This is a genomic window from Rhizobium phaseoli, from assembly GCF_003985125.1.
In the GTDB taxonomy this organism is placed as follows: domain Bacteria; phylum Pseudomonadota; class Alphaproteobacteria; order Rhizobiales; family Rhizobiaceae; genus Rhizobium; species Rhizobium phaseoli.
The window spans coordinates 92,311-112,317 of the sequence record NZ_ML133572.1; the positions used below are offsets into that span (position 1 = coordinate 92,311).

Annotated in this window: 19 protein-coding genes; 10 read left to right on the forward strand and 9 right to left on the reverse strand. The window is 64.0% G+C overall.

Annotation, left to right across the window (positions count from 1 at the left end):
* Positions 1-35 precede the first annotated feature (35 nt).
* Positions 36-944, forward strand: coding sequence for a homocysteine S-methyltransferase family protein (locus tag EFD56_RS15635; RefSeq protein WP_085743836.1), 909 nt, complete (start codon positions 36-38; stop codon positions 942-944).
* A 91-nt stretch (positions 945-1,035) separates the two neighbouring features.
* Here EFD56_RS15635 and EFD56_RS15640 read toward each other — a convergent pair whose 3' ends face one another.
* Entirely contained in the window at positions 1,036-1,470 is a 435-nt protein-coding gene (locus tag EFD56_RS15640; RefSeq protein WP_016737028.1) for a MarR family winged helix-turn-helix transcriptional regulator, read from the reverse strand.
* Between the two features lie 206 nt (positions 1,471-1,676).
* On the opposite strand from EFD56_RS15640, the gene EFD56_RS15645 reads away from it, so the two are divergent.
* Positions 1,677-3,491 (forward strand): chloride channel protein, encoded by a 1,815-nt coding sequence (locus EFD56_RS15645; RefSeq protein ID WP_126905707.1) that lies wholly within the window; start codon positions 1,677-1,679, stop codon positions 3,489-3,491.
* Positions 3,492-3,576: 85 nt separating this feature from the next.
* Here EFD56_RS15645 and EFD56_RS15650 read toward each other — a convergent pair whose 3' ends face one another.
* The 5 genes from EFD56_RS15650 to EFD56_RS15670 form a co-directional block, all read right to left on the reverse strand.
* A complete protein-coding gene (locus EFD56_RS15650) occupies positions 3,577-4,347 on the reverse strand; it encodes an ABC transporter ATP-binding protein (RefSeq protein ID WP_064836746.1) in 771 nt (256 codons plus the stop codon).
* A 9-nt stretch (positions 4,348-4,356) separates the two neighbouring features.
* Entirely contained in the window at positions 4,357-5,340 is a 984-nt protein-coding gene (locus tag EFD56_RS15655) for an ABC transporter substrate-binding protein (RefSeq protein ID WP_037146622.1), read from the reverse strand.
* Positions 5,341-5,379: 39 nt separating this feature from the next.
* Positions 5,380-6,231: an ABC transporter permease gene (locus EFD56_RS15660; RefSeq protein ID WP_037146624.1), complete on the reverse strand. Its 852-nt coding sequence runs from the start codon at positions 6,229-6,231 to the stop codon at positions 5,380-5,382.
* Between the two features lie 10 nt (positions 6,232-6,241).
* The gene (locus EFD56_RS15665) at positions 6,242-7,594 is read right to left on the reverse strand and encodes an LLM class flavin-dependent oxidoreductase (RefSeq protein WP_126905708.1); all 1,353 of its coding nucleotides are present in this window, start codon (positions 7,592-7,594) and stop codon (positions 6,242-6,244) included.
* Positions 7,595-7,922: 328 nt separating this feature from the next.
* Positions 7,923-8,708, reverse strand: coding sequence for an IclR family transcriptional regulator (locus EFD56_RS15670; RefSeq protein ID WP_004670822.1), 786 nt, complete (start codon positions 8,706-8,708; stop codon positions 7,923-7,925).
* 222 nt (positions 8,709-8,930) lie between these two features.
* On the opposite strand from EFD56_RS15670, the gene EFD56_RS15675 reads away from it, so the two are divergent.
* From EFD56_RS15675 to EFD56_RS15710, 8 genes are read left to right on the forward strand one after another with little or no spacing between them, the layout of a single operon-like run.
* Positions 8,931-10,004 carry an ABC transporter substrate-binding protein gene (locus EFD56_RS15675; RefSeq protein WP_126905709.1) on the forward strand — a complete coding sequence of 358 codons (1,074 nt, stop codon included), beginning with the start codon at positions 8,931-8,933 and terminating at the stop codon, positions 10,002-10,004.
* Positions 10,005-10,025: 21 nt separating this feature from the next.
* The gene (locus EFD56_RS15680; RefSeq protein WP_126905710.1) at positions 10,026-11,540 is read left to right on the forward strand and encodes a sugar ABC transporter ATP-binding protein; all 1,515 of its coding nucleotides are present in this window, start codon (positions 10,026-10,028) and stop codon (positions 11,538-11,540) included.
* Positions 11,537-12,499 carry an ABC transporter permease gene (locus EFD56_RS15685; RefSeq protein WP_126905711.1) on the forward strand — a complete coding sequence of 321 codons (963 nt, stop codon included), beginning with the start codon at positions 11,537-11,539 and terminating at the stop codon, positions 12,497-12,499. Before EFD56_RS15680 ends, EFD56_RS15685 begins: the two co-directional genes overlap by 4 nt.
* Positions 12,496-13,437 (forward strand): ABC transporter permease, encoded by a 942-nt coding sequence (locus tag EFD56_RS15690; RefSeq protein ID WP_037146637.1) that lies wholly within the window; start codon positions 12,496-12,498, stop codon positions 13,435-13,437. The genes EFD56_RS15685 and EFD56_RS15690 overlap by 4 nt, the downstream gene beginning before the upstream one ends.
* The gene (locus EFD56_RS15695; RefSeq protein WP_126905712.1) at positions 13,434-14,390 is read left to right on the forward strand and encodes an amidohydrolase family protein; all 957 of its coding nucleotides are present in this window, start codon (positions 13,434-13,436) and stop codon (positions 14,388-14,390) included. Before EFD56_RS15690 ends, EFD56_RS15695 begins: the two co-directional genes overlap by 4 nt.
* Complete coding sequence (locus EFD56_RS15700) at positions 14,383-15,693, forward strand: alanine racemase (RefSeq protein WP_126905713.1); 1,311 nt, start codon at positions 14,383-14,385, stop codon at positions 15,691-15,693. The genes EFD56_RS15695 and EFD56_RS15700 overlap by 8 nt, the downstream gene beginning before the upstream one ends.
* Positions 15,694-15,728: 35 nt before the next feature.
* Positions 15,729-16,073 carry a RidA family protein gene (locus EFD56_RS15705; protein WP_020922890.1) on the forward strand — a complete coding sequence of 115 codons (345 nt, stop codon included), beginning with the start codon at positions 15,729-15,731 and terminating at the stop codon, positions 16,071-16,073.
* Positions 16,074-16,104: 31 nt separating this feature from the next.
* The gene (locus tag EFD56_RS15710; protein ID WP_126905714.1) at positions 16,105-17,118 is read left to right on the forward strand and encodes a succinylglutamate desuccinylase/aspartoacylase family protein; all 1,014 of its coding nucleotides are present in this window, start codon (positions 16,105-16,107) and stop codon (positions 17,116-17,118) included.
* On the opposite strand, the gene EFD56_RS15715 is transcribed toward EFD56_RS15710, so the two are convergent.
* The 3 genes from EFD56_RS15715 to EFD56_RS15725 form a co-directional block, all read right to left on the reverse strand.
* On the reverse strand, positions 17,115-18,299 hold the full coding sequence (locus EFD56_RS15715) for a hypothetical protein (protein ID WP_126905715.1): 1,185 nt from the start codon (positions 18,297-18,299) through the stop codon (positions 17,115-17,117). The genes EFD56_RS15710 and EFD56_RS15715 overlap by 4 nt on opposite strands.
* A 96-nt stretch (positions 18,300-18,395) precedes the next feature.
* Complete coding sequence (locus EFD56_RS15720; RefSeq protein WP_004670866.1) at positions 18,396-19,070, reverse strand: 4-carboxy-4-hydroxy-2-oxoadipate aldolase/oxaloacetate decarboxylase; 675 nt, start codon at positions 19,068-19,070, stop codon at positions 18,396-18,398.
* An 88-nt stretch (positions 19,071-19,158) separates the two neighbouring features.
* Complete coding sequence (locus EFD56_RS15725) at positions 19,159-19,995, reverse strand: ABC transporter substrate-binding protein (RefSeq protein ID WP_126905716.1); 837 nt, start codon at positions 19,993-19,995, stop codon at positions 19,159-19,161.
* Positions 19,996-20,007 lie beyond the last annotated feature (12 nt).

A 20,007-nucleotide genomic window follows, 5' to 3' on the forward strand; every position in this document is an offset into this window, starting at 1 on the left:
CGGCAACGGCGCGGCGGCCTGAATGGAGACCCTTCATGAGCACGACACGAATCCTCGATGGCGGCATGAGCCGCGAGCTGCTGCGGCTCGGTGCCGAATTGAAACAGCCGGAATGGTCGGCGCTGGCGCTGATCAATTCGCCGGAAATCGTGCGCGAGGTGCATAAGGAATTCATCGCCGCCGGCTCTGAGATCATTACGACCAACAGCTATGCGCTGGTGCCTTTCCACATCGGCGAGGACCGGTTTCAGACGGAGGGTGCAGCGCTGATCCGTCTTGCCGGCCGCCTGGCGCGCGAGGCGGCCGATTCCGTCCCTGGTCGCAAGGTGCTGGTCGCCGGTTCGCTGCCGCCGATCTTCGGCTCCTACGAGCCGCAGAATTTTCAGCCTGAGCGGGTGCAGGATTACCTCAAGGTGCTGGTCGAAAACCTCGCCCCTTTCGTCGACATATGGCTCGGCGAGACGCTGAGTCTGATCGCCGAGGGCGAGGCCGTCCGTCAGGCGGTGGCGGAATCGGGTAAACCGTTCTGGATTTCCTTCACGCTGGCCGATGACGGAGCGGATATCGAAAGCGGCGAGCCGAAGCTTCGTTCCGGCGAAAGCGTCGAGGATGCGGCGTCCTGGGCGGCGTCATCGGGCGCCGAAGCCTTCCTGTTCAATTGCAGCAAACCGGAAGTGATGGAGGCGGCCGTCGCGACGGCAGCCGCAGCATTCCGCAAGATGGATGCCGGTATCGAAATCGGCGTCTATGCCAATGCCTTCGAAGGCGAACAGGGCGAGTCGGCCGCAAATGAAGGCCTGCACGAGACCCGCGACGATCTGAATGACGACGTCTATTCGCGTTTTGCCTGCTCCTGGGCCGAAGCCGGCGCGACGATCATCGGCGGCTGCTGCGGCATCGGTGCTGCCCATATCCATCGTCTGGGTAAGACGCTTCGAAGCTGAGGTTGAAGCTTGATCGTCCGAGAGGGAGCTGCCGGCGCTCCCGCAGCGCTTGAGCTCTTTCTGTGGCCTCGCCTGCGGGCGACGAAACCAATTACTCCGCTTTCGGCGCTGTCTTCTGAAGCTCGAGCAGCAGCTCGATCAGCTTCGGCGCCATCACCCTGATTTCCGACAGATGGACGGCGCTCAGCCTGGTCAGAAGCTCGTCGGCCTTCTCGGTCAGCAGCAGCGTCTGACGGCGCCTGTCGGCCGGATCGGCATGGCGCTCGACCAGCCCTGCATCCGACAGCCGTCCGACGAGTTCGGTTGCCGTATGCGGCGCGATGATCAGCCGCTCGGCCAGCATGCCGATGGTCATCGCTTCGCCGCGTTGTCCCTTGATCGCCAGCAGCGCCTGGTGCTGCTGGACGGGCAGTCCTTCCGACTGGGCGGCTGAGGCGCTGAAGTCCATGAACTGGCGAAGCGCGAACCTGAGGTCGGCCAGCGCCTCGTAATCCTCCTGTCTCAGCGGCGGCGGGGTTTTCTTCACACTCGTTCTCCTCTGCCGCTTGGTTCGCAGGAAGCGATCCTTGCGCGCACTGTTGCCGATCTCGAATAGATGGGCAGCCGCAAGCAGGTCAAGTGAGGCACCTGGCGAGACATTTTCGCCTCCCCATATTCGTCCATTGATTTATATCGTATTACGATATAATTACGCTGCACAAACCGACCCGTTTTCGCGTAGCAGAGGCTTCCATGGCGCAGCATCAACCAAGCAACCGGCCGCATGATTTCACCGGCGGTCTTTCCCGGCGCGAAGCCGGCGATTTTACCACCGACAGGCGGGTCCTCCTCCTGGTCGGAATGGCCGTCATCGTCGGCACGTCAGGGGCCTTTGCAGCCTGGTGTCTCGTCAGCCTGATCGCGCTCGTGACCAATGTCGTCTGGTTCGGAGAGATCGGCATCGAGCCGGCTTCCCTGGCCGCCGTACCGCGCTCGGTCTGGGTGGTGCTGGTGCCGCCGTTCGGCGGGCTCGTCATCGGGCTGATGGCCCGTTTCGGGTCGGAAAAAATCCGCGGCCACGGCATCCCCGAGGCGATCGAAGCGATCCTGATCGGCGGCAGCCGGATGTCGCCGAAGGTCGCCGTGCTGAAGCCGCTGTCTTCGGCAATCTCGATCGGAACAGGCGGGCCGTTCGGCGCCGAGGGGCCGATCATCATGACCGGCGGAGCGATCGGCTCGCTGTTTGCGCAGTTCTTTCACATGAGTGCGGCCGAGCGCAAGACGCTGCTCGTCGCGGGTGCCGCCGCCGGTATGACGGCGATCTTCGGCTCGCCGATCGCCGCGGTCATGCTGGCGGTCGAACTGCTGCTGTTCGAATGGAAACCGCGCAGCTTCATTCCCGTCGCGGTCGCCGCCTGCGTGTCGATCTGCTGGCGCCCGCTGCTCTTCGGCGTCGGCCCGCTGTTCCCGACGCATTTCCAGGTGACGCTGCCGTGGTGGGGGATTTTTGCCTGCGCGGCGATGGGCATCATTTCGGGGCTGCAATCGGGGTTGCTGACGACGCTGCTCTACCGGATCGAGGATCTGTTCGAGGCGCTGCCGATCCACTGGATGTGGTGGCCCATGCTCGGCGGTCTCGTCATCGGCCTCGGCGGCCTGATCGAGCCGCGGGCGATGGGTGTCGGCTATGACATCATCGACGGCCTGCTCAACAACCGGCTATTGGCGCCGGCAGTTCTGTCGATCCTGCTGGTGAAGACCATCATCTGGCTGTTTGCGCTTTCGTCGGGCACCTCCGGTGGCGTGCTCGCTCCGCTTCTCATCTTCGGCGGCGCTCTCGGATGGCTGGTCGGCATCGTCATGCCTGGCAATGATCCCGGCTTCTGGGCGCTGCTCGGAATGGCGGCGATGATGGGCGGAACCATGCGCGCCCCGCTCACCGGCACCTTCTTTGCGATGGAGATTACCGGCGACGTCAGCACGCTGGTTCCCCTGCTCGCGGCAACGGTGGTCGCCTATGCCGTCACGGTACTGCTGCTGCGCCGCTCGATCCTCACCGAGAAGATCGCGCGCCGCGGGCAGCACATCACCCGCGAATATGGTGTCGATCCCTTCGAACTCTCGCGAGCCAGGGATATCATGATCGGCGATGTCGACACGCTTCCCGTCACCATGACAATCGGCGAGGCCTGCGATTTGTTCACCTCACGGGCGAAGACGCACCGGATCTATCCAGTGATCGACGCGGCGGGCAGGTTGGCCGGCGTCGTATCGAGGGCCGATATCCTGCTTTGGCAAGGAAAACCGGACATTGCCGCCCAAACGCTTGCAGACAATGTAACGGACGCTTCGGTTCCTGTGGGACACCCCGATGATACCGTCGCCTTTATCGCCGATCTGATGCTGTCGACGGACAATGGCCGCATACCGATCGTCGAACCGGCGTCGGGGCGATTGTGCGGTCTGATCGCCCGCAAGGATCTTCTGCGACTGCGAAGCTCCCTGAGGTCCGCAGAGCTGGACCGGCGGCCTTACCTCGCCGCGGGGCCCAGGAGTAGGTTGCAGTAGCGCGCCGGTTCTCCGTATCGCTTTCCGCAACTGCCGCGCGTCGCATGATCAGGTCCCATGCGGCGCGCGTTTGCGTCTGCGGGCTTCAATGCAGTCCGAACAGGTTGAGCAGCTCCTCGCGGTGCCGGACGAATTCCGGTGCGCTGCGGTCGCGCGGACGCGGCAGATCGATGTCGATCAGGCGCGGCTCGCCTCCCTTCTCGCGCGGCAGGATCAGGATCCGGTCGGCGAGATAGATCGCCTCCTCGAGATCGTGGGTGACGAGAATGGTCGTCACATCCTCGTCGCGCCAGATCCGGGCGAGCTCCTGCTGCATGCCGATCTTGGTCATCGCATCGAGCGCGCCGAGCGGTTCGTCGAGCAGCAGGATTTCCGGCTGCACGGCAAGCGCCCGGGCGATGCCGACGCGCTGTGCCATGCCGCCGGACAGCTGCCGGGGATAGGCCGCCTCGAACTGCTGCAGGCCGACGAGCTTGACGTAGTGACGCGCACGCGCCCTCGCCTGTTCACGCGACAGCCCTCTCGTTTCCAGCCCGAAGGCGACGTTGTCGAGCACTGTCAGCCAGGGAAGAAGGCGCGGCTCCTGGAAGATGACGGCGCGTTCCGCGCCGACGCCGCTGATCGCCTTGCCGTCGACGAGCACATCACCGGTGTCGGAATCTTCGAGACCGGCCAGAACCCTAAGCAGGGTCGTCTTGCCCGAACCGCTGGCGCCGACGATCGCAAGGCTCTCGCCGGAGCGGATGTGGAGATTGATATCTTTCAGAACCTGCAGGCGGCTGCCGTTCAGCTTGTAGGATTTCGAGAGGTGACGGATCGTCACCTCCCCGCGGCGGATGTCTGGGGCGACGCTCATCATAATTCCTCAGTTGCTTGCCGGCTTGGCGTCGGCCGCAAAGATGATGTCCTTCGCCGCCAGCTGGCCCTGCTTCAGCTTGCCTTCGCGAACCAGGACGTCGATCCAGAACTGGATGTCGCGTTCAACCGGCAGGCCGCCGGCACGTACGCCGTAGCCGCGGAAATACTGTGCGATATCAGGGTTCTCGCCACGCTCGCCGAGCGCCTTGGCCAGGATCTTCTTGGTTTCCTCGGGATGCTCGCGGGCATAATCGAGGGCGCGGGCCGACTGCTCGACGAAGATCTTCGCGGCTTCGGGATGCTTCTGAATGAAATCGCGGCGCAGGACCACGAAGCCGCCGGCAATGTCGCCGAGCACGTCGGTATCGTCGAAGACCGCACGCAGGCCGCCATTCTTCAGCGCCGCACCTTCGAAGGTCGTCTGCCAGTAGCCGAAGGCGGCGATATCGACCTGCTTGGAGCGCAGCACCTGCTCGAGCTGCGGCCCGGGAACGACGACCTGGTTGGCGGAGTCGCTCGGCAGTCCGACGGAATGCAGGGCTTCGCGGATGGTGTAATCGAGGTGGGCACCGAGCGTGTTGACGGCGATGCTCTTGCCGGCAATGTCCTTGATGCTTTTGATCGGGCTGTCTTCCAGCACGTAGAAGGTCGACTGCACATCGTCATTGATGCCGTTCGATGGATAGGCGGCGACGAAGTCGTTGCCGCCGATGATCGAATTCAAAACAGCTGAGGTGGCGGCGCTGCCGATCTCCACGTCCCCGGATGCAAGAGCGATGAGAGAGGCCGGGCCGCCCTGGGCATAGCCGACATTCTCAAACGTAATGCCGGTGTCTTTGAAATAGCCGAGTGCGTCGGCGAGTTCATGGGCGGCAAGGCCGCCCTGGCTCGCGAGATAGCGCAGCTTCACCGTGTCGGTGGCGGCGGCCGGGGTGGCAAGACCGAGAGCGATCACGGCAGGCAGGAGAAGGTTGCGGGGATGGAAGGTCATGGGAGGTCCTTTCGGGAAGAGGAAAATCGGTGGAAGCGGTCAGGCGTTCGGCTGAGACCAGCGGCAGAGGCGGCGCTGCAGCAGAACCAGCAAGGCATTGGCGGCAAGGCCGAGGAAGGCGAGCAGCAGGATCGCCGCAAACATCAGCGGGATCTGGAAATTGTACTGGGCGTTCATGACCTGGAAGCCGATGCCCTTGTTGGCGCCGATCATCTCGGCGGCGATCAGCAGCAGAAGTGCCGTTGTCGCCGAGAGGCGCAGGCCGACGAAGATTGCGGGAACGGAGGCCGGCAGGATGACGCGGCGGAAAACGGTCAGCGATCCGGCGCCGTAAGTTCGCGCCATCTCGATGAGCTTCTGGTCCACCTCCTTGACGCCGCCGATCGTAGCGAGCAGCACCGGGAACAGCGTCGCCCAGAAGATCACGAAGATCTTCGATGTTTCGCCGAGGCCGAGCAGCAGGATGAAGACCGGATAGAGCGCCAGTGCCGAGGTCTGGCGGAAGAGCTGCAGGATCGGGTCTAGCGCCTGCTCGACGGCCCGAAACTGGCCCATGAACAGGCCGAGCGGAATCCCGACCACGACGGCAAAGGCGAAGGCGGTGCCGGATCGCTGCAGGCTGATGGCGATGTCGTCGAGCAGCGCGCCATTGGCAAGGTTGGTCCAGAGAGCCGACAGGATCACGTTCAGGGGCGGGAAGATGGCCGGATTGATCCAGCCCCTGGTGCTCGAAACCTGCCAGAGTGCGAGGAAAGCGATCAGCAGGCCATAGCGCGGCAGAAGCGATGCGAGCACACCGCGCACATGCGACGCGAATGTGGGCCTGTTGCTTTCGCTGCTCTTCAGGCGGCCGAAGCTTCTTGGGAGGACCTGATTGATTTCATAAGCCATGGATCGCTCCTCACTCTGCTGCCTGGAGAGCTGCGCGCTCCGCAGCCCATCGGTTGCTCGGGAAAGGCAGGCCGAGGTTTTCCCGGAGCGTCTTGCCTTCATAGGCCGTGCGGAACAGGCCGCGGCGCTGCAGTTCCGGAATGACCAGATCGACGAAGTCGTCAAGCGCCGTCGGCAGCCAGGGCGGCAGAATGTTGAAGCCGTCGGCGGCTTCGTTCTCGAACCATTGCTGCAGCGTGTCGGCGATCTGTTCGGAGGTGCCGACGATGGTGTAGTGGCCGCGGGCGGATGCAATCCACTGATAGAGCTGACGGATGGTGAAGTTGTTCTCGTCGGCGATCTGACGGATCAGCGCCTGGCGGCTCTTCATGCCTTCGGTCGGCGGCGCCGGCGGCAGTGGCCCGTCGAGGTCGTAGCCGTGCAGGTCGAGCGTGCCGCCGGTCAGGCCGTTGAGGAGGCCGATCCCGTCCTCTTCGACGATGAGTGGGGTCAGGCGATCATATTTCTCCCGCGCCTCGGCTTCGGTCCTGCCGACGAAGGCGGAGACGCCGGGCATGACGAGGATGTGATCGGGATTGCGGCCGAGACCGCGGGCGCGCGCCTTGATATCGCGATAGAATTCCTGGGCGGTTTCGATGTGCTGATGGGCGGTGAAGATAACTTCGGCCGTCGCGGCGGCAAGCCCGCGCCCGTCTTCGGACTGGCCGGCCTGTACGATGACGGGATGGCCCTGCGGCGAGCGCGAGACGTTGAGCGGGCCGCGCACGCTGAAGTGCTCGCCGCGATGGTCGGTGTCGTGCAGCTTCGACGGGTCGAAGAACACGCCGGTCTCCTTGTCGCGGATGAAGGCGTCGTCCTCGAAGCTTTCCCAGAGTTTTCGGACGACCTCGACGTGCTCGGCGGCGCGGCGATAACGCTCGGCATGCGGAAGCTGGGTATCGCGGTTGAAGTTCTGCGCCGTGAGGTCACCTGTCGTGGTGACGACGTTCCAGCCGGCGCGGCCGTCCGAGATCAGGTCGAGCGAAGCGAACTTGCGGGCAGTGGTATAAGGCTCTTCATAGGTGGTCGAAGACGTCGCGATGAAGCCGAGATGGGTGGTCAGAGGCGCAAGCGCGGAGAACAATGTGACGGGCTCGAAGCCGGCCACGCGGGCGTTGCCGCCTTCACGCGCACCGCCAAAACCGACAGCCAGGCCGTCGGCCAGGAAATAGGCGTCGAAGAGACCGCGTTCGGCTGTCAAAGCAAGCCTTTTGTGAAATTCGAAACTGGTGGCACCGTCGGCCGGCTGGTCGGGATGGCGCCAGGAGGCAACATGCTGTCCACCGCCAGGAAGAAATGCCCCAAGCCTGATTTTCCGTGTCATTTCGCGTCCTCTCCGTTTGCCGCCAACGGCTCCGTCGTTTCGGGGCCGAGGTCAGTTTGGCTGTCAGGACGTTAGAGTACGTTCTCCATAGATTTTATAGAGAAACTTCATTTCCAAATTGCGGTAGAAGAGTGAATAGTTTTGCGGGATCAGTGTGAATCTGGAAATCGGAGATCAGCGCCGGCTGCAATATGGCGTCTTGCGCTCGGTCACTGAGCGGCCTTGCGAGCCGGGTCGGTGGCGTTTTAGCGGGTGTCGCTGGACGCCTGCGGACGCGCCGGCTTGCCGACGAATGCCCGCGCCGACAGATATGCCTTGATATAAGGCGTCAGCCCCGTCTTGGCCGGGCCGGGGCATGCTCCAGGCCAGCGGCCGCCTTCTTCAGGCAGTCGAGGTAGCGGTCCCGGTTGGCGATGCCGTCGTCACGGGGCGTGACGAGGCAGAGCGTTGCGGCAGCATGGCCTTCCTCGCCGCGCACCGGCACGGCAAAACAATGGGTGAAGCTGTCGACGATGCTGTTGAAAGTGAAGAGACCTTCGCGCTCGGCCTGGCGTACCTCGGCGAGGAAGGTTTGCGGCTCGAGCCATTCGCCGCCCGGCAGGCGGAAATCCTGTGGCGGAATGAAATTCAGGATGTCCTGATCGGATAGATGCGCGACGAGCAAGCGGCCCGACGCCGTCCACGGGATCGGCACCGACTGGCCGATATCCGTCGAAATGCGGAAGGGTCGCGCGCCCTCGCGCATACGCACGACCGTATATTTGTTTCCATCCAGCATGCAGAACTGCGCCGTTTCCCGTGTCTCGTCGGCAAGCTGTTCCAACGCCGCCTCGCATTCGCGGGTGAAATCGAAATGATTTTCATAGGCGGCGCCGAGGAAATAGAGTTTGCGTCCGAGATAGACCCGTCCCTCGCCGCCGGTGAATTCCAAAATGCCGTTGCTCAGTAGCAAGTTGACGAGCTCGTAGACCGAGGAGCGCGGCGCGCCGATCTGCGCTGCGATTTCGTTCGGCTTCAGCGCCTGCCGTTTCTGGCGCAGGAAATCGAGGATTTCGAAGGCGCGGTCGAGCCCGCGGGCGCGTTTGCCGGCTGCTTCGTCCTGAACTGCATCCATTGCTGTCGATCCCAATTTCTGTTCGGCCAAGCTTTTCAAATCCTCCGCCGCATCTGTCAACCGACCTCCGTGATTTCACAGCAGACGAAAATTTTTTTCACCCCTCTTGCGAGGTGGAAAAATCGGCATAAGATCGCCTCGTCCGTTATAAAGGTCATATGTACAATATATTGGACATAGATGGCAGGCCGTCAAGGCTGCCGCACAAAAAAGGGGATCGACATGAAGAATTTTGAAAACAGCATTTCCGCTTCACTGCGCCGCCGCCTTCTCGCCGGTGCTGCCGCTGCCGCGGCCCTCCTCGTCTTTTCCACGGGCACGGCCTCGGCCGCCGCCAATTGCATCAAGGGCGACCGGAAGGCGCCCTACACGATCGGCTGGGCGAACATCTATTCGGTGCCGACCTGGATGAAGCAGACCGAAGGCACCATCAAAGCCGAGGTGGATGAACTGAAGAAGGCCGGCCTCGTGAAGGACCTGATGATCACCGACGCGCAGGGCAATGCCCAGACGCAGATCCAGCATATCCAATCGATGATCGATGCCAATGTCGATGCCATCGTCGTCATCGCCGGCTCCTCCAACGCGCTCGACCGCGTCATTTCGGATGCCTGCGACAAGGGCATCGCCGTCGTCAATTTCGACAGCCTTGTGAACACCGACAAGGTGACAGCGAAGATCAACACCGATTCCAATGAATGGGGCGCGACCGCTGCCAAGTGGATGGTCAGCCAGCTCGGCGGCAAGGGCAAGATCATCATCATGAACGGCCCGGCCGGCATTTCGGTCAGCGATGATCGCCGCAAGGGCGCCCAGCCGGTCCTCGATGCCAATCCGGGCCTCCAGGTGATCACCGAGACCAATACCGAATATAACGTCGCGCCCGCTCAGGAAGCGATGACCAGTCTGCTCTTCGCCAATCCCGAGATCGACGGCGTGCTGTCGCTCGGCGGCGCGCTGTCGGCCGGCTCCGTCCTCGCCTTCGAGCGCCAGGGCCGCGACCAGGTGCCGACAACCGGCGAAAATGCCCGGCAATTCCTGGAACTGTGGAAGGAGAAGGGCCTGAAGGGCTGGGCGACCATGCAGCCGAACTGGCTTGGCGCGCTTTCCGTATATACTGCTGTGCAGGCGCTGCAAGGCAAGGATGTTCCCGCCTTCGTCAAGGTGCCGCTGCCCGTCATCGACGAAAGCACCATCGGCAGCTACCTCGCCCGGGCCGACAAGTTCCCGGCTGACGGTTATATCTATTCGGATTACGACAAGGCGCTCTTCGACAAGCTGCTTGCCACCAAGTAATCCGGATTGAGGGATGCCGTCATGACGGAAGAAAGGCCCCTGCTGGAAGCCCGGCAGGTGTTCAAGGGATTTTTCGGCAATCCCGTTTTGAAGGGCGTCGACATCGCCCTTCTGCCGGGCAGGGTTCACGCCCTGCTCGGTGAAAACGGCGCCGGCAAGTCGACGCTGATCAATCTCCTGTCCGGCGCCCTGCAGCCGGACAGCGGCTCCATCCTTGTCGACGGCAAGTCTGTCGCGCGCTTTAGCCCGGCGGCAGCGCGCGCGGCTGGCATCGCCGTGGTTCAGCAGGAGCTGAGCCTGACGGCCAGCCTGTCGATTGCCGAAAACATCGGAACCGGCGCCTTTCCGCGTCGGTTCGGCCTGATCGACTACGCAGCGCTGCATCACGGCGTGCGAGAGGTCTGCGATATGGTCGGGCTCACCGAACCGCTCGACATGCCGGTCGCCGATCTGGCGCTTGGCCGCCGTCAGATGGTCGAGATCGCCAAGGCGCTGTTCCGCAAGCCGCGCGTGCTCATTCTGGACGAACCAACCTCGTCGCTCTCCGCCCATGAAGCCGGCATCCTTGCCCGCCTCATCGAAACGCTCAAGGGTCGCGGCACCGCCCTTCTCTATATTTCCCACCGCCTCAATGAGGTGCAGGCGCTCTGCTCGCATGTCACGGTGCTGAAAGACGGCGGCGTCACGGCCGACCAGTCGCTCTCCGGCATCGATGGCGAGGGGCTGGTCCGCCTGATGGTCGGTCGCGAGACTGGCGACCTGTTCCCGCCGCGTGTCGCCGCCAAGCCCGGCGCGATACGCATCGACGTCGAGGATTTTTCCGCCGGCATGGTGCGCCATATCGGCTTCTCCGCCCGCGCCGGCGAGATCGTCGGCATCGGCGGGTTGGTGGGACAGGGGCAGGAAGACCTGCTGCTCGGGCTCTATGGCGCGATTCCCGCGTCTGCTGCCCGGGCGGAAGTATCGGGAAATCCCGGTCTGCCGGCAAGTGTCGGCGCGGCGAATGCGGCGGGCATCGTCTATGTGCCGGCCGACCGCAAACATGAGGGACTGGTGCTGCCTCACGCGATCGCCGCCAATCTCATCCTGCCCTCGCTCGGACGGCTCGCCCGCAATGGGCTGCGCGACCTGACGGCGGAAAGCGGCCTGGTCGCCGATCTCGCCCGCCGCCTGACGATCAAGGGCGATACCGCTCGCCCGGTGCAGGCGCTTTCCGGCGGCAACCAGCAGAAGGTGGCGCTGGCCAAGTGGCTGCCGCTCGATCCTTCCATTCTGCTCCTCAACGATCCGACGCGCGGCGTCGACATCGAGACCAAGCGGGAAATCTACCTGATGCTGCGGGCCTTCGCCGCCGAGGGGCGGCTCGTCATTCTCGTCAGTTCCGATACGCCGGAGCTCGTCCATCTCTGCGACCGCGTCGTGGTTCTGCGCGAGGGGCGGGTCGCGGCAACACTGTCGAGCGATGCGATCAGCGAAGGCGCGATTGTCGGCGCGGCCATGGGTATTGCGGCTACGCCGCAGGGAGAGGCGGCATGAGCACGATTTCGTCCGCTCGGCTCTACGGTTCGATCCAGCTCCGCCGCAACCGCGGCCTCGCCGGCCTCTATCTCGTCGTTGCCGGCTTTCTCATTCTTTATGCGGTGCTCTTTCCCGGCATCCTGTCCGTCGGCGGCTTCTCCAAATTCACGCAGAACTGGTTTCCGCTGGCGCTCGTCACCATGGCGCAGGCGCTGCTCATGCTGAACGGCGGCATCACCCTGGCGATCGGCCCGCTCGTCAGCCTCGGCGCCGTGATCGCGGCGACGACGATGCAAGGGGTGCTCGGTGTGCCGGGCGGCATTGTCGCTGTCGCGCTCGCCGGCCTTTCGATCGGCGCCGTCATCGGCGCCATCGTGACGCATCTGAGATTGCCGGCGATCATCGTCACGCTGGCCGGCTCCTTCATCATCAGCGGCATCGCGCTGATCCTGCTGCCGCGGCCGGGTGGGTTCATTCCCGATTGGCTGTCGACGGTTCTTGCCGGCCACACGCCCGTCGCCTTCCTGCTGTTGGTCGTGATCCTCGTGCTCTGGAAAGCCTTTCTGGCCACGCCGCTTGGCCTCGGCATCTATGCAGCCGGCGACAACCCGGTCGGCGCCTTCCGCTCCGGGGTCCCGGTCGAGCAGGTGAAGGTCGCAGCCTTCGCGCTCTCGGGTCTGCTTGCGGCGCTGACCGGCCTTTTCGTCGCGGCGCAGACCGGCTCGGGTGATCCCGTGATCGGCACACCCTTCACGCTGAACTCCATCGCCGCCGCCGTGCTCGGCGGCGTCGGCTTCCTCGGCGGCAAGGGCACGATGCGCGGCGCGATCTGCGGCAGCCTGCTGCTCTCGGTGATGATCAACGTGATGTTCTTCCTCGGCTTTCCGCCGGTCGCGCAATATGTCGCGCAAGGGTTGATCATTGTCGGCGCGGTCGCCGTTCCGGAACTTCTCAAGGGCTGGAGGGCAAGGCGATGAACATCATCCGGTCCGCGTTTCGCAATCCGCCGCTGCTGACCTTCCTTCTGGTCGCGCTCGTCTGGATCGTCGCAAGCTTCACGCTGCGTGGTTTCGGCGCCTATGGCCATCTGCGCTACCTGCTTGAACTCGCCGCGGTGATCGGCATCGTCGCGGCCGGTCAGACGCTCGTCATTCTGATGGGCGGCATCGATCTTTCAGTCGGCGCGGTTATCACAGTCACGGCGATCCTGCTGCCGCTGATCTCGCCGGCCTGGGACCCGACCGGCCTTGCCGGCATCGCGGCGGCCCTTGCCATCGCCACCGGCATCGGCCTGATGAACGGCGCGGGTGCCGCCTATCTGCGCGTGCCGCCGATCATCATGACGCTTGCGATGGCGACCTTCCTGCAGGGGCTGCTCGTCATCGTCGCCGGCGGCAGCGCCGTCACCGTCAGCAATCCGGCCGTCATCCTGCTCGGCCAGGCGCGGCCGCTCGGCATTCCCTCGGGCATCATTCTGTGGCTCGGCGTCTCAATCGTCGTCCTGCTGCTCGTCCACCGCATGCCGATCGGCGCCCGGTTCCTGGCGCTCGGGGCCAACCCGCTCGCCGCCCGGCTTTCCGGCGTCAGCATCACCGGCAATACGCTGATCGTCCATACCCTGTCCGGCTTCTTCGCCGGGCTTGCCGGCATTCTTGTGCTCGGTATGAACCGGCAAGGTTATGTCGGCATCGGGGATCCCTATCTGCTGACCTCGATCGCCGCCGTCGTGCTCGGCGGCACCTCCATCCTCGGCGGCCGCGGCACCTATGCCGGCACCATCCCGGGGGCGATCCTGCTCGTCACCACGACGGCGCTGATCACCGTCGTCAACGCCTCGCCCGGCTGGCGCTCGATCATGTTCGGCACGCTGATCCTCGCCCTGCTGCTCGTTTCCGGCCGCGAGGCGCGCCGATGACCGAGCGCTATGACGGGCCGGTGATCGACCCGCACCACCATCTCTGGGACCTTAGCCTGCAGCGCCATCCCTGGCTTCAGAAGGCGCGGAAGACTGGCGAGGAGGCGGCGGTCGGCAGTCTCGCGCCGATCTTGCGTGATTACGGCATCGACGATTATCGCGCCGATGCCGCGCGACAGAACATCGTTGCGACGGTGCACGTGGAGGCCGGCTGGTCGGTTGCCTACCCGCTGGAAGAGAGCCGCTGGCTGGACGGCCTCGACCGCAGTTCCGGCGTGGCCCGCCGCTATGTCGCCCGCGTTCCGCTCGACGGTCCGGATGCCGCGCGCCTGCTCGAGGCGGAAGTGGAAAATCCCAGCGTCGTCGGCATCCGCGATATTCTGAGCTGGCATCCCGATACGGCGAAGCGTTTTGCGTCGCGTCCGGATCGCATGGCCGATCCCGCCTGGCGTGCTGGGCTTGCCCATGCCACGCGGCTCGGGCTGGTCTTCGACCTGATGCTCTATCCCTGGCAGATGGACGAGGCGCTCGATCTGGTGCGGGCGTTTCCGCAAACGCTTTTCGTCCTCAACCACGGCGGCAGCCCCATCGACCGGACGGAGGACGGGATGGCCCTGTGGCGCCGCGGACTGCGGGCGCTCGGCAAAGAGCCGAACATTCGCTTGAAGATTTCCGACCTCGTCGCCTATGACCACGCGTGGACGCCCGAACGCCTGCGGCCGGTGATCGACCATTGCCTCGCTTGTTTCCGCCCTGAACGTGCGATGTTTGCCAGCGACTTCCCGGTCGCCGGTCTGCATGCTTCTTTCGACGAGGTCTATCAGGTGTTCCGCACGGTCGCCGCCGAGCTCTCTCTCGACGAGCAGCGCGCTCTGTTTTTTGCCACCGCCAACGACACCTATCGCCTTGGTTTGGCCGATCCGGCCGAGATCGGGAGAGGGCTCCATGTCTGATCTTCAAACTTCGACCGAAAACGTCCTGATCGACGAGCGGGTGCGGGGCTTTCCGCCCGGCCATCCGCCGCTGCCGCTTGCGGCCATCGGAACCCGGGGATGGAAGCCCTATGACGGCACAATGGCGCTGCCGCTGATCTCGCTCGACCGGCAGGCCTTCGCCGGGAACGTCGAGCTGATGATGGCCTATGTGAAGAGCAATAGCGCCGAGATTGCGCCGCACGCCAAGACGCCGATGTCGACGGCGCTGGCGGACATGCTTCTTTCGGCGGGCGCCTGGGGCACGACGGTTGCCGACATCCGCCAGGCCGCCGTGCTGCTCAAGGCCGGACAGCGCCGCCTGATCCTCGCCAACGAGATCGGCGGGACTGCCGCCGCTCGCCGGCTTGCGGCGCTGCTTTCGGATTATCCCGACGCGGAAGTCCATGTCTTCGTGGATTCGACGGCGCTGGTCGAGGCGCTTGCCTCCGCCTGGCAGGAACGCGGAGACCTGCCGCCGCTCGGCCTGCTGGTGGAATTCGGCGCCGGCCGCGCCGGTCTCCGCAGCGCCGATACCGCGGTGGCAATTCTCGACGCGATCCTGGCCGCGGAGACGCCGGCCTTCCGGCTGAGCGGTATCGCCGCCTATGAGGGTGCGGCCGCGACCGCCGATCCGGAAGAAACGATGCATCGGATCGACGCGCTGATGGCGATGACATCAGATTTCCTGCCGAAGATCCGCGCCCGCATCGGAAGAGAGCGGCCGCTTCTCGTCACATCAGGCGGTTCGGTGTTTTTCGACATTGTGGTGGCGCGGCTTGCAGCTGCCGTCGCGGCCGATCCCGCCTGCCGGCTCGTGCTGCGAAGCGGCGCCATCTTCTTTCACGATCACGGCGTCTATGAGCGCGGCCTTGCCGGTCTCGATGCGCGCGGCGGCTTTCGCATCGGCGGCGACATCGTTTCCGCGGCGGCGGGTTTCCGTCCGGCGCTCAGGGTCTGGGCCGAGGTCCTGTCGCGGCCGGAGCCAGGGCTTGCGATTTCGGGCATGGGCATGCGCGATGTGGCGATGGACCAGGACTTGCCGCGGCCGCTGGCGCTTTATCGCAATGGCGCGCGCCTCGCCGATCTCGACGGCGCCAGAGTTTTCCGCCTCAACGATCAGCATGCCTTCCTAACGCTTGCCGATGACAGCGACGTCGCCGTCGGCGACGTCATCGAGTTCGGCATCTCGCATCCCTGCACCTGCCTTGACCGGCATGCGATCCTTTATGGCCTCGATCCGGATCATTCGGTGACGGCAGCCTATCTGACCAGCTTCGGCTGAATTCTCCCTGTAAAACCAAGAAAAGGAAAAGCTGCATGATCCAGCGTTATCAGAAGGGCTCGCGTATGAGCCAGGCCGTCAGCTACGGAGGTCTCGTCTATATTGCCGGCCAGGTCGCGGAAAATCGCAAGGCTGATATCGAGGAGCAGACCCGCGATGTGCTCGGCAAGATCGACGCCCTTTTGAAGGAAGCCGGGACCGATCGCTCGCGTCTCCTCGCCGTCAACGTCTTCCTGCCGGCGATTACCGATTTCGAGGCGATGAACGGCGTTTATGACAGCTGGATCGACATCGAAAACCCGCCAGCCCGCGCCTGCACCGAAGCGCGCCTGGCCGACCCGGACCTGCGCGTCGAAATGACCGCGGTCGCGGCGCTGTAACTGCGCGGCACCGCCCCGCACTGGAGGGACCATGCATAGCGGCCTCGTCAATCCGATCGACTTTTCGCGTGAGGGCCGGCAGGCCGGGCATCTCGCCATTCCCTATTCGATCGACCGTTCACCCTATTATCAGATCCGCATTCCGATCCTTCGCCTCAAAAATGGCGAGGGACCGTCTGTGCTGCTGATGGCCGGCAATCACGGCGACGAATACGAGGGCGAACTGCAGCTTGGCCGGCTGATGCGCCTGCTTGATGTCGCTGAGATTCACGGCGCCGTCACCATCCTGCCGATGGCGAACCTGCCGGCGGTGATGGCGGCCAAACGCTGCTCGCCCTTCGACGGCGGCAACCTCAACCGGGCCTTTCCCGGCGATCCCGCGGGGGCGCCGACGGCGCGCCTGGCGCATTTCCTCGAACACGAACTTTTTCCGCGCCATGACGTCATGCTCGACCTGCATTCGGGCGGCACGTCGATGGCGCACCTCCCCTGCACGCTGATCGAGCGTCAGGCCGACGCCGCCCGCTTCGAACGATCGGTCGCGCTGATGCGAGCGATGGGCGCGTCGCATGCCTTCATCGCCGACAATGGCCCGGCGGCGCCGACATCGATGGGGGCTGCGGCCAGGGCGGGGATTATCGGTCTTTCCGGTGAATTCGGCGGCGGCGGAACCGTGACGCCCGCGACGATGGCCTTCACGGCGGCGGCAATCGACCGGTTGCTCGTGACGCTCGGCATTATCGAACGCCCGGTCCTCTGCCGCACGCCGCTCTCGGAGCCGTGGCCGCTGCAACTGCTTTCGTTATCCCGGCACAGCCAGGGCATCTACGCCAACCGCAGAGGCTGGTTCGAGCCGGCCACAGTCCTCGGCGCCACTGTTGCTGCCGGCGATCTCGCCGGATGGTATCACGATCTGGAACGCCTGGAGCAGCCGGAGGAAGAGCTGCGCTTTGCCGAGAGCGGCATCGTCATTTCCCACAGGCTGAATTGCGACAGCCAGGCCGGCGATTGCCTGATTCAGGTTGCCGAGCCAATCGCGGCTTAGGTGATAGAGGCGACTGCCGCCCTGACCCAGTCGAGCCGCTTTGCCGGGATGAGGCCGTAATTGTAGAAGTTCACACCATTGGCGCCGGCATCGACGGCGGCCTTCGCGCGGGAGGTTAGCACCGCGGCTTCGCCGACCTCGGGATAGAAGACACGCAGGCCGACGCCCAGGAATTTTTCCGATCCAAGTGCCGCCCGGCCTATGCGGATGACTTCGCCGACGGCATTGGGCTCCATGTCGTAGCAGCAGAGAATGGCGCCGTCGCAGAGCCTGCCGACCGCCGCGAGATCGACGCCGCCGAGCCAACCGTCCTTCAGGTCGATAAGCACGACCCGGCTTGCCGGATCAGCCGCCGCCTTGATCTCGCCGATTAGGCTGGTCACCGGTTCGCTGCGCCAGGCGAGAAAGGCATAGAGATCGGGATGGTCGCGGAAGGCATCGATACCGGCCGCCGGAAAATCCGGGAACTGGCGTTCCGGCACGGCGCGGTCGCAGAATTCGGCGATGAAGCGCGCCACCGATTGGCGTGCGCCTTCGACCGGTACACCGGCCTTTGCCGCGCGCGCCGTGCAATGATCGCAGAAGCAGAGCGACAGCAGGAAATCGTCTTCGGCATTGAGGCCGACGCCGTCTTTCTCGTGATGGTATTCATGCGCGAAGCCCATGAAGTTCGGGCTTTCGAGCTCGACCATATCCGGCCGATAGTTGGTGGTGATGTCGCGGACAAGGGTGACGGCATAGGCGCGCGCCGCCGGGCTGGAGGGGCAGAGATTATAATAATTGGGATTGCCGAAGGCGTTGTGCGTCACGTGATCGGGATGCAGCATGCCGAGGCGGCTATTGTGGAGGCAGACCGTCCAGCAGGAGACCCGGAGACCGGTTGCGTCGCGTCCCCTGGTCAGCGCCTCCAGCATGTCGCCGCGCTCGGTGACATTCTCCGCCATCAGCGGCCGGATCAGCTTGTCCTGCCACAGGCTCTCGTCCGGCCGGAAGTAGACCGTTCCGTCCTCCGGAAAATAGGCCTTCTGCTGCGGGCTGCGCGGCTGGAAAAAGCGGCCGGCATGATAAGAGGTCGCCATGCTGATCGTGTTGAGGCCTGCCCGGTTGCGAAGCTCGGCGGCAATCGCATCAGGGCCCTGGTCCTGGATATCCCAGGGGTAAGTCCACATCGAAAGATGCATGGCGCGCTCCGCTCAACTCTGTCCGCTTTATAGAACATGTGTCCATAATAGTGTCCAGAGTGACTTTGGCGCGCTCAGGCCTTTTGCTGTTCCTTCTCAGATGTCGACGACCAGGCCCTTGGCCTTCAGCACCGGCGCCAGATTGCTGACCTCGATGACCGACTTGCCCGCCTTGTAGGCGGCGATATAGCCGGCTTCGGCATCTTCGCGAGCCTGCGACAGCCGGGCGGCTTCCTGGGCTTCCTGCCTGCGCACGACCACCAGACCGTCGGCATCGCCGACGATGATGTCGCCGGGATTGATGGTTTCGCCGCCGACGATGATCGGGTCGTTCACCGCCGCAATGGTTTCCTTCACCGTGCCCTTGATGCAGACGCTGAGCGAGAAGACGGGGAAACCGAGTTCTCTGAGCTGCAGCGTGTCGCGCACGCCGGTGTCGGTGACGAGGCCGCCGATGCCCTTGGCCAGGCAGGCATTGGCGAGCACGTCGCCGAAGGATCCGGCCTCTTCGTATTCGCCGGCGGAGACGACGATGATATCGCCGGGCTTTGCATAGTTGATGGCGAGCTGCAGCATGATGTTGTCGCGCGGTGCGCATTTGACCGTAAAGGCCGGACCGCACAGCTTCATGCGGTAGTCGACGGGCTTGAGGCGGGAGGAAAGTGCGCCGCGGCGGCCCTGGGCTTCGTGGATGGTCGCCGGCGAAAATTTCGAAACGGCCTCGATGTCAGCTTTGCTGGGCCGTTCAGCGATGTCTTTTATATGAATCATGGGTGCCTCACATCGTTGGTAGACGGCGGGCAAATCCCGCCGTCTTATCTCAGTTGAATGTCTTCGGGAGGTTCCGAGACCGGTCGGTCTACGGGATCGGGTCGAATTTCAGCTGCGCGAGCGGCACGACTTTGTCGGTGCGGGTCATCTTGTACTCGGTGTCCGGACCGAGCCACTTGTCCCAGATCTTGTTGATTTCACCTGAAGCGTCGAGCTTGTGCAGGATCTCGTTGATCTTGGCGGTCAGCGCCGGCTGATCCTTGGCCATGCCGATGCCGATCGGCTGGTAGAGCATCGGCTCCTCGATCATCCGCATTTCCTTGCCCTTGCTCTTCGATTCATTGACGAACTTGGTCGTCGTCATCGTGTTGGCCACCATGCCGCGCGCTTTGCCCTGCTGAACGGCGAGATAGGCCGAGGCGGTATCCTGGAAGGTCAGCGGCTCGGACTTATTGAGCTTGATCGACATTTCCGAGGTTGAGCCCTTGGTCGAGGCGATGCGCTGGCCGGCATAATCGGCCTTCGTCTTGCCGGCATCGTCGGCCGGCACGATCAGCATTTCCTTGGCGAGATAATAGGGATCGCTGAACTGGATCTGCTCGGCGCGGCTCAGCGTATAGGCAAGGTTGGCAACGGTGATGTCGACGCGGCCGAGCTTGACTTCGGGTACGCGCGCTTCGACCGAAACCGGCTTGATCTCGGCCTTGACGCCGAGTTCCTTGGCGATGGCGCCGCAGAGGTCGACGTCGAAACCGGCCATCTCACGGGTCTTCGGATCGGGCGAGGCAAAGGGCGGAACGTCGGCGAACGTCGCGCAGCGCAGGGTCTTTGCCGACATGATGGTGTCGAGCTGATCGGCCTTTGCGGGCATAGCGGCCGCCATGCCGGCAAATGCGACGGTGAGGCTCAGGTATTTCCAGTTCATTGCTGTTCTCCT

What these genes read in the sequence shown, in the direction of transcription:
- EFD56_RS15635 (WP_085743836.1), top strand. Translation starts at nt 36, where the DNA reads ATGAGCACGACACGAATCCTCGATGGCGGCATGAGCCGCGAGCTGCTG.
- EFD56_RS15645 (WP_126905707.1), top strand. Translation starts at nt 1,677, where the DNA reads ATGGCGCAGCATCAACCAAGCAACCGGCCGCATGATTTCACCGGCGGT.
- EFD56_RS15650 (WP_064836746.1), bottom strand. Translation starts at nt 4,347, where the DNA reads ATGAGCGTCGCCCCAGACATCCGCCGCGGGGAGGTGACGATCCGTCAC.
- EFD56_RS15655 (WP_037146622.1), bottom strand. Translation starts at nt 5,340, where the DNA reads ATGACCTTCCATCCCCGCAACCTTCTCCTGCCTGCCGTGATCGCTCTC.
- EFD56_RS15660 (WP_037146624.1), bottom strand. Translation starts at nt 6,231, where the DNA reads ATGGCTTATGAAATCAATCAGGTCCTCCCAAGAAGCTTCGGCCGCCTG.
- EFD56_RS15665 (WP_126905708.1), bottom strand. Translation starts at nt 7,594, where the DNA reads ATGACACGGAAAATCAGGCTTGGGGCATTTCTTCCTGGCGGTGGACAG.
- EFD56_RS15670 (WP_004670822.1), bottom strand. Translation starts at nt 8,708, where the DNA reads ATGGATGCAGTTCAGGACGAAGCAGCCGGCAAACGCGCCCGCGGGCTC.
- EFD56_RS15675 (WP_126905709.1), top strand. Translation starts at nt 8,931, where the DNA reads ATGAAGAATTTTGAAAACAGCATTTCCGCTTCACTGCGCCGCCGCCTT.
- EFD56_RS15680 (WP_126905710.1), top strand. Translation starts at nt 10,026, where the DNA reads ATGACGGAAGAAAGGCCCCTGCTGGAAGCCCGGCAGGTGTTCAAGGGA.
- EFD56_RS15685 (WP_126905711.1), top strand. Translation starts at nt 11,537, where the DNA reads ATGAGCACGATTTCGTCCGCTCGGCTCTACGGTTCGATCCAGCTCCGC.
- EFD56_RS15690 (WP_037146637.1), top strand. Translation starts at nt 12,496, where the DNA reads ATGAACATCATCCGGTCCGCGTTTCGCAATCCGCCGCTGCTGACCTTC.
- EFD56_RS15695 (WP_126905712.1), top strand. Translation starts at nt 13,434, where the DNA reads ATGACCGAGCGCTATGACGGGCCGGTGATCGACCCGCACCACCATCTC.
- EFD56_RS15700 (WP_126905713.1), top strand. Translation starts at nt 14,383, where the DNA reads ATGTCTGATCTTCAAACTTCGACCGAAAACGTCCTGATCGACGAGCGG.
- EFD56_RS15705 (WP_020922890.1), top strand. Translation starts at nt 15,729, where the DNA reads ATGATCCAGCGTTATCAGAAGGGCTCGCGTATGAGCCAGGCCGTCAGC.
- EFD56_RS15710 (WP_126905714.1), top strand. Translation starts at nt 16,105, where the DNA reads ATGCATAGCGGCCTCGTCAATCCGATCGACTTTTCGCGTGAGGGCCGG.
- EFD56_RS15715 (WP_126905715.1), bottom strand. Translation starts at nt 18,299, where the DNA reads ATGCATCTTTCGATGTGGACTTACCCCTGGGATATCCAGGACCAGGGC.
- EFD56_RS15720 (WP_004670866.1), bottom strand. Translation starts at nt 19,070, where the DNA reads ATGATTCATATAAAAGACATCGCTGAACGGCCCAGCAAAGCTGACATC.
- EFD56_RS15725 (WP_126905716.1), bottom strand. Translation starts at nt 19,995, where the DNA reads ATGAACTGGAAATACCTGAGCCTCACCGTCGCATTTGCCGGCATGGCG.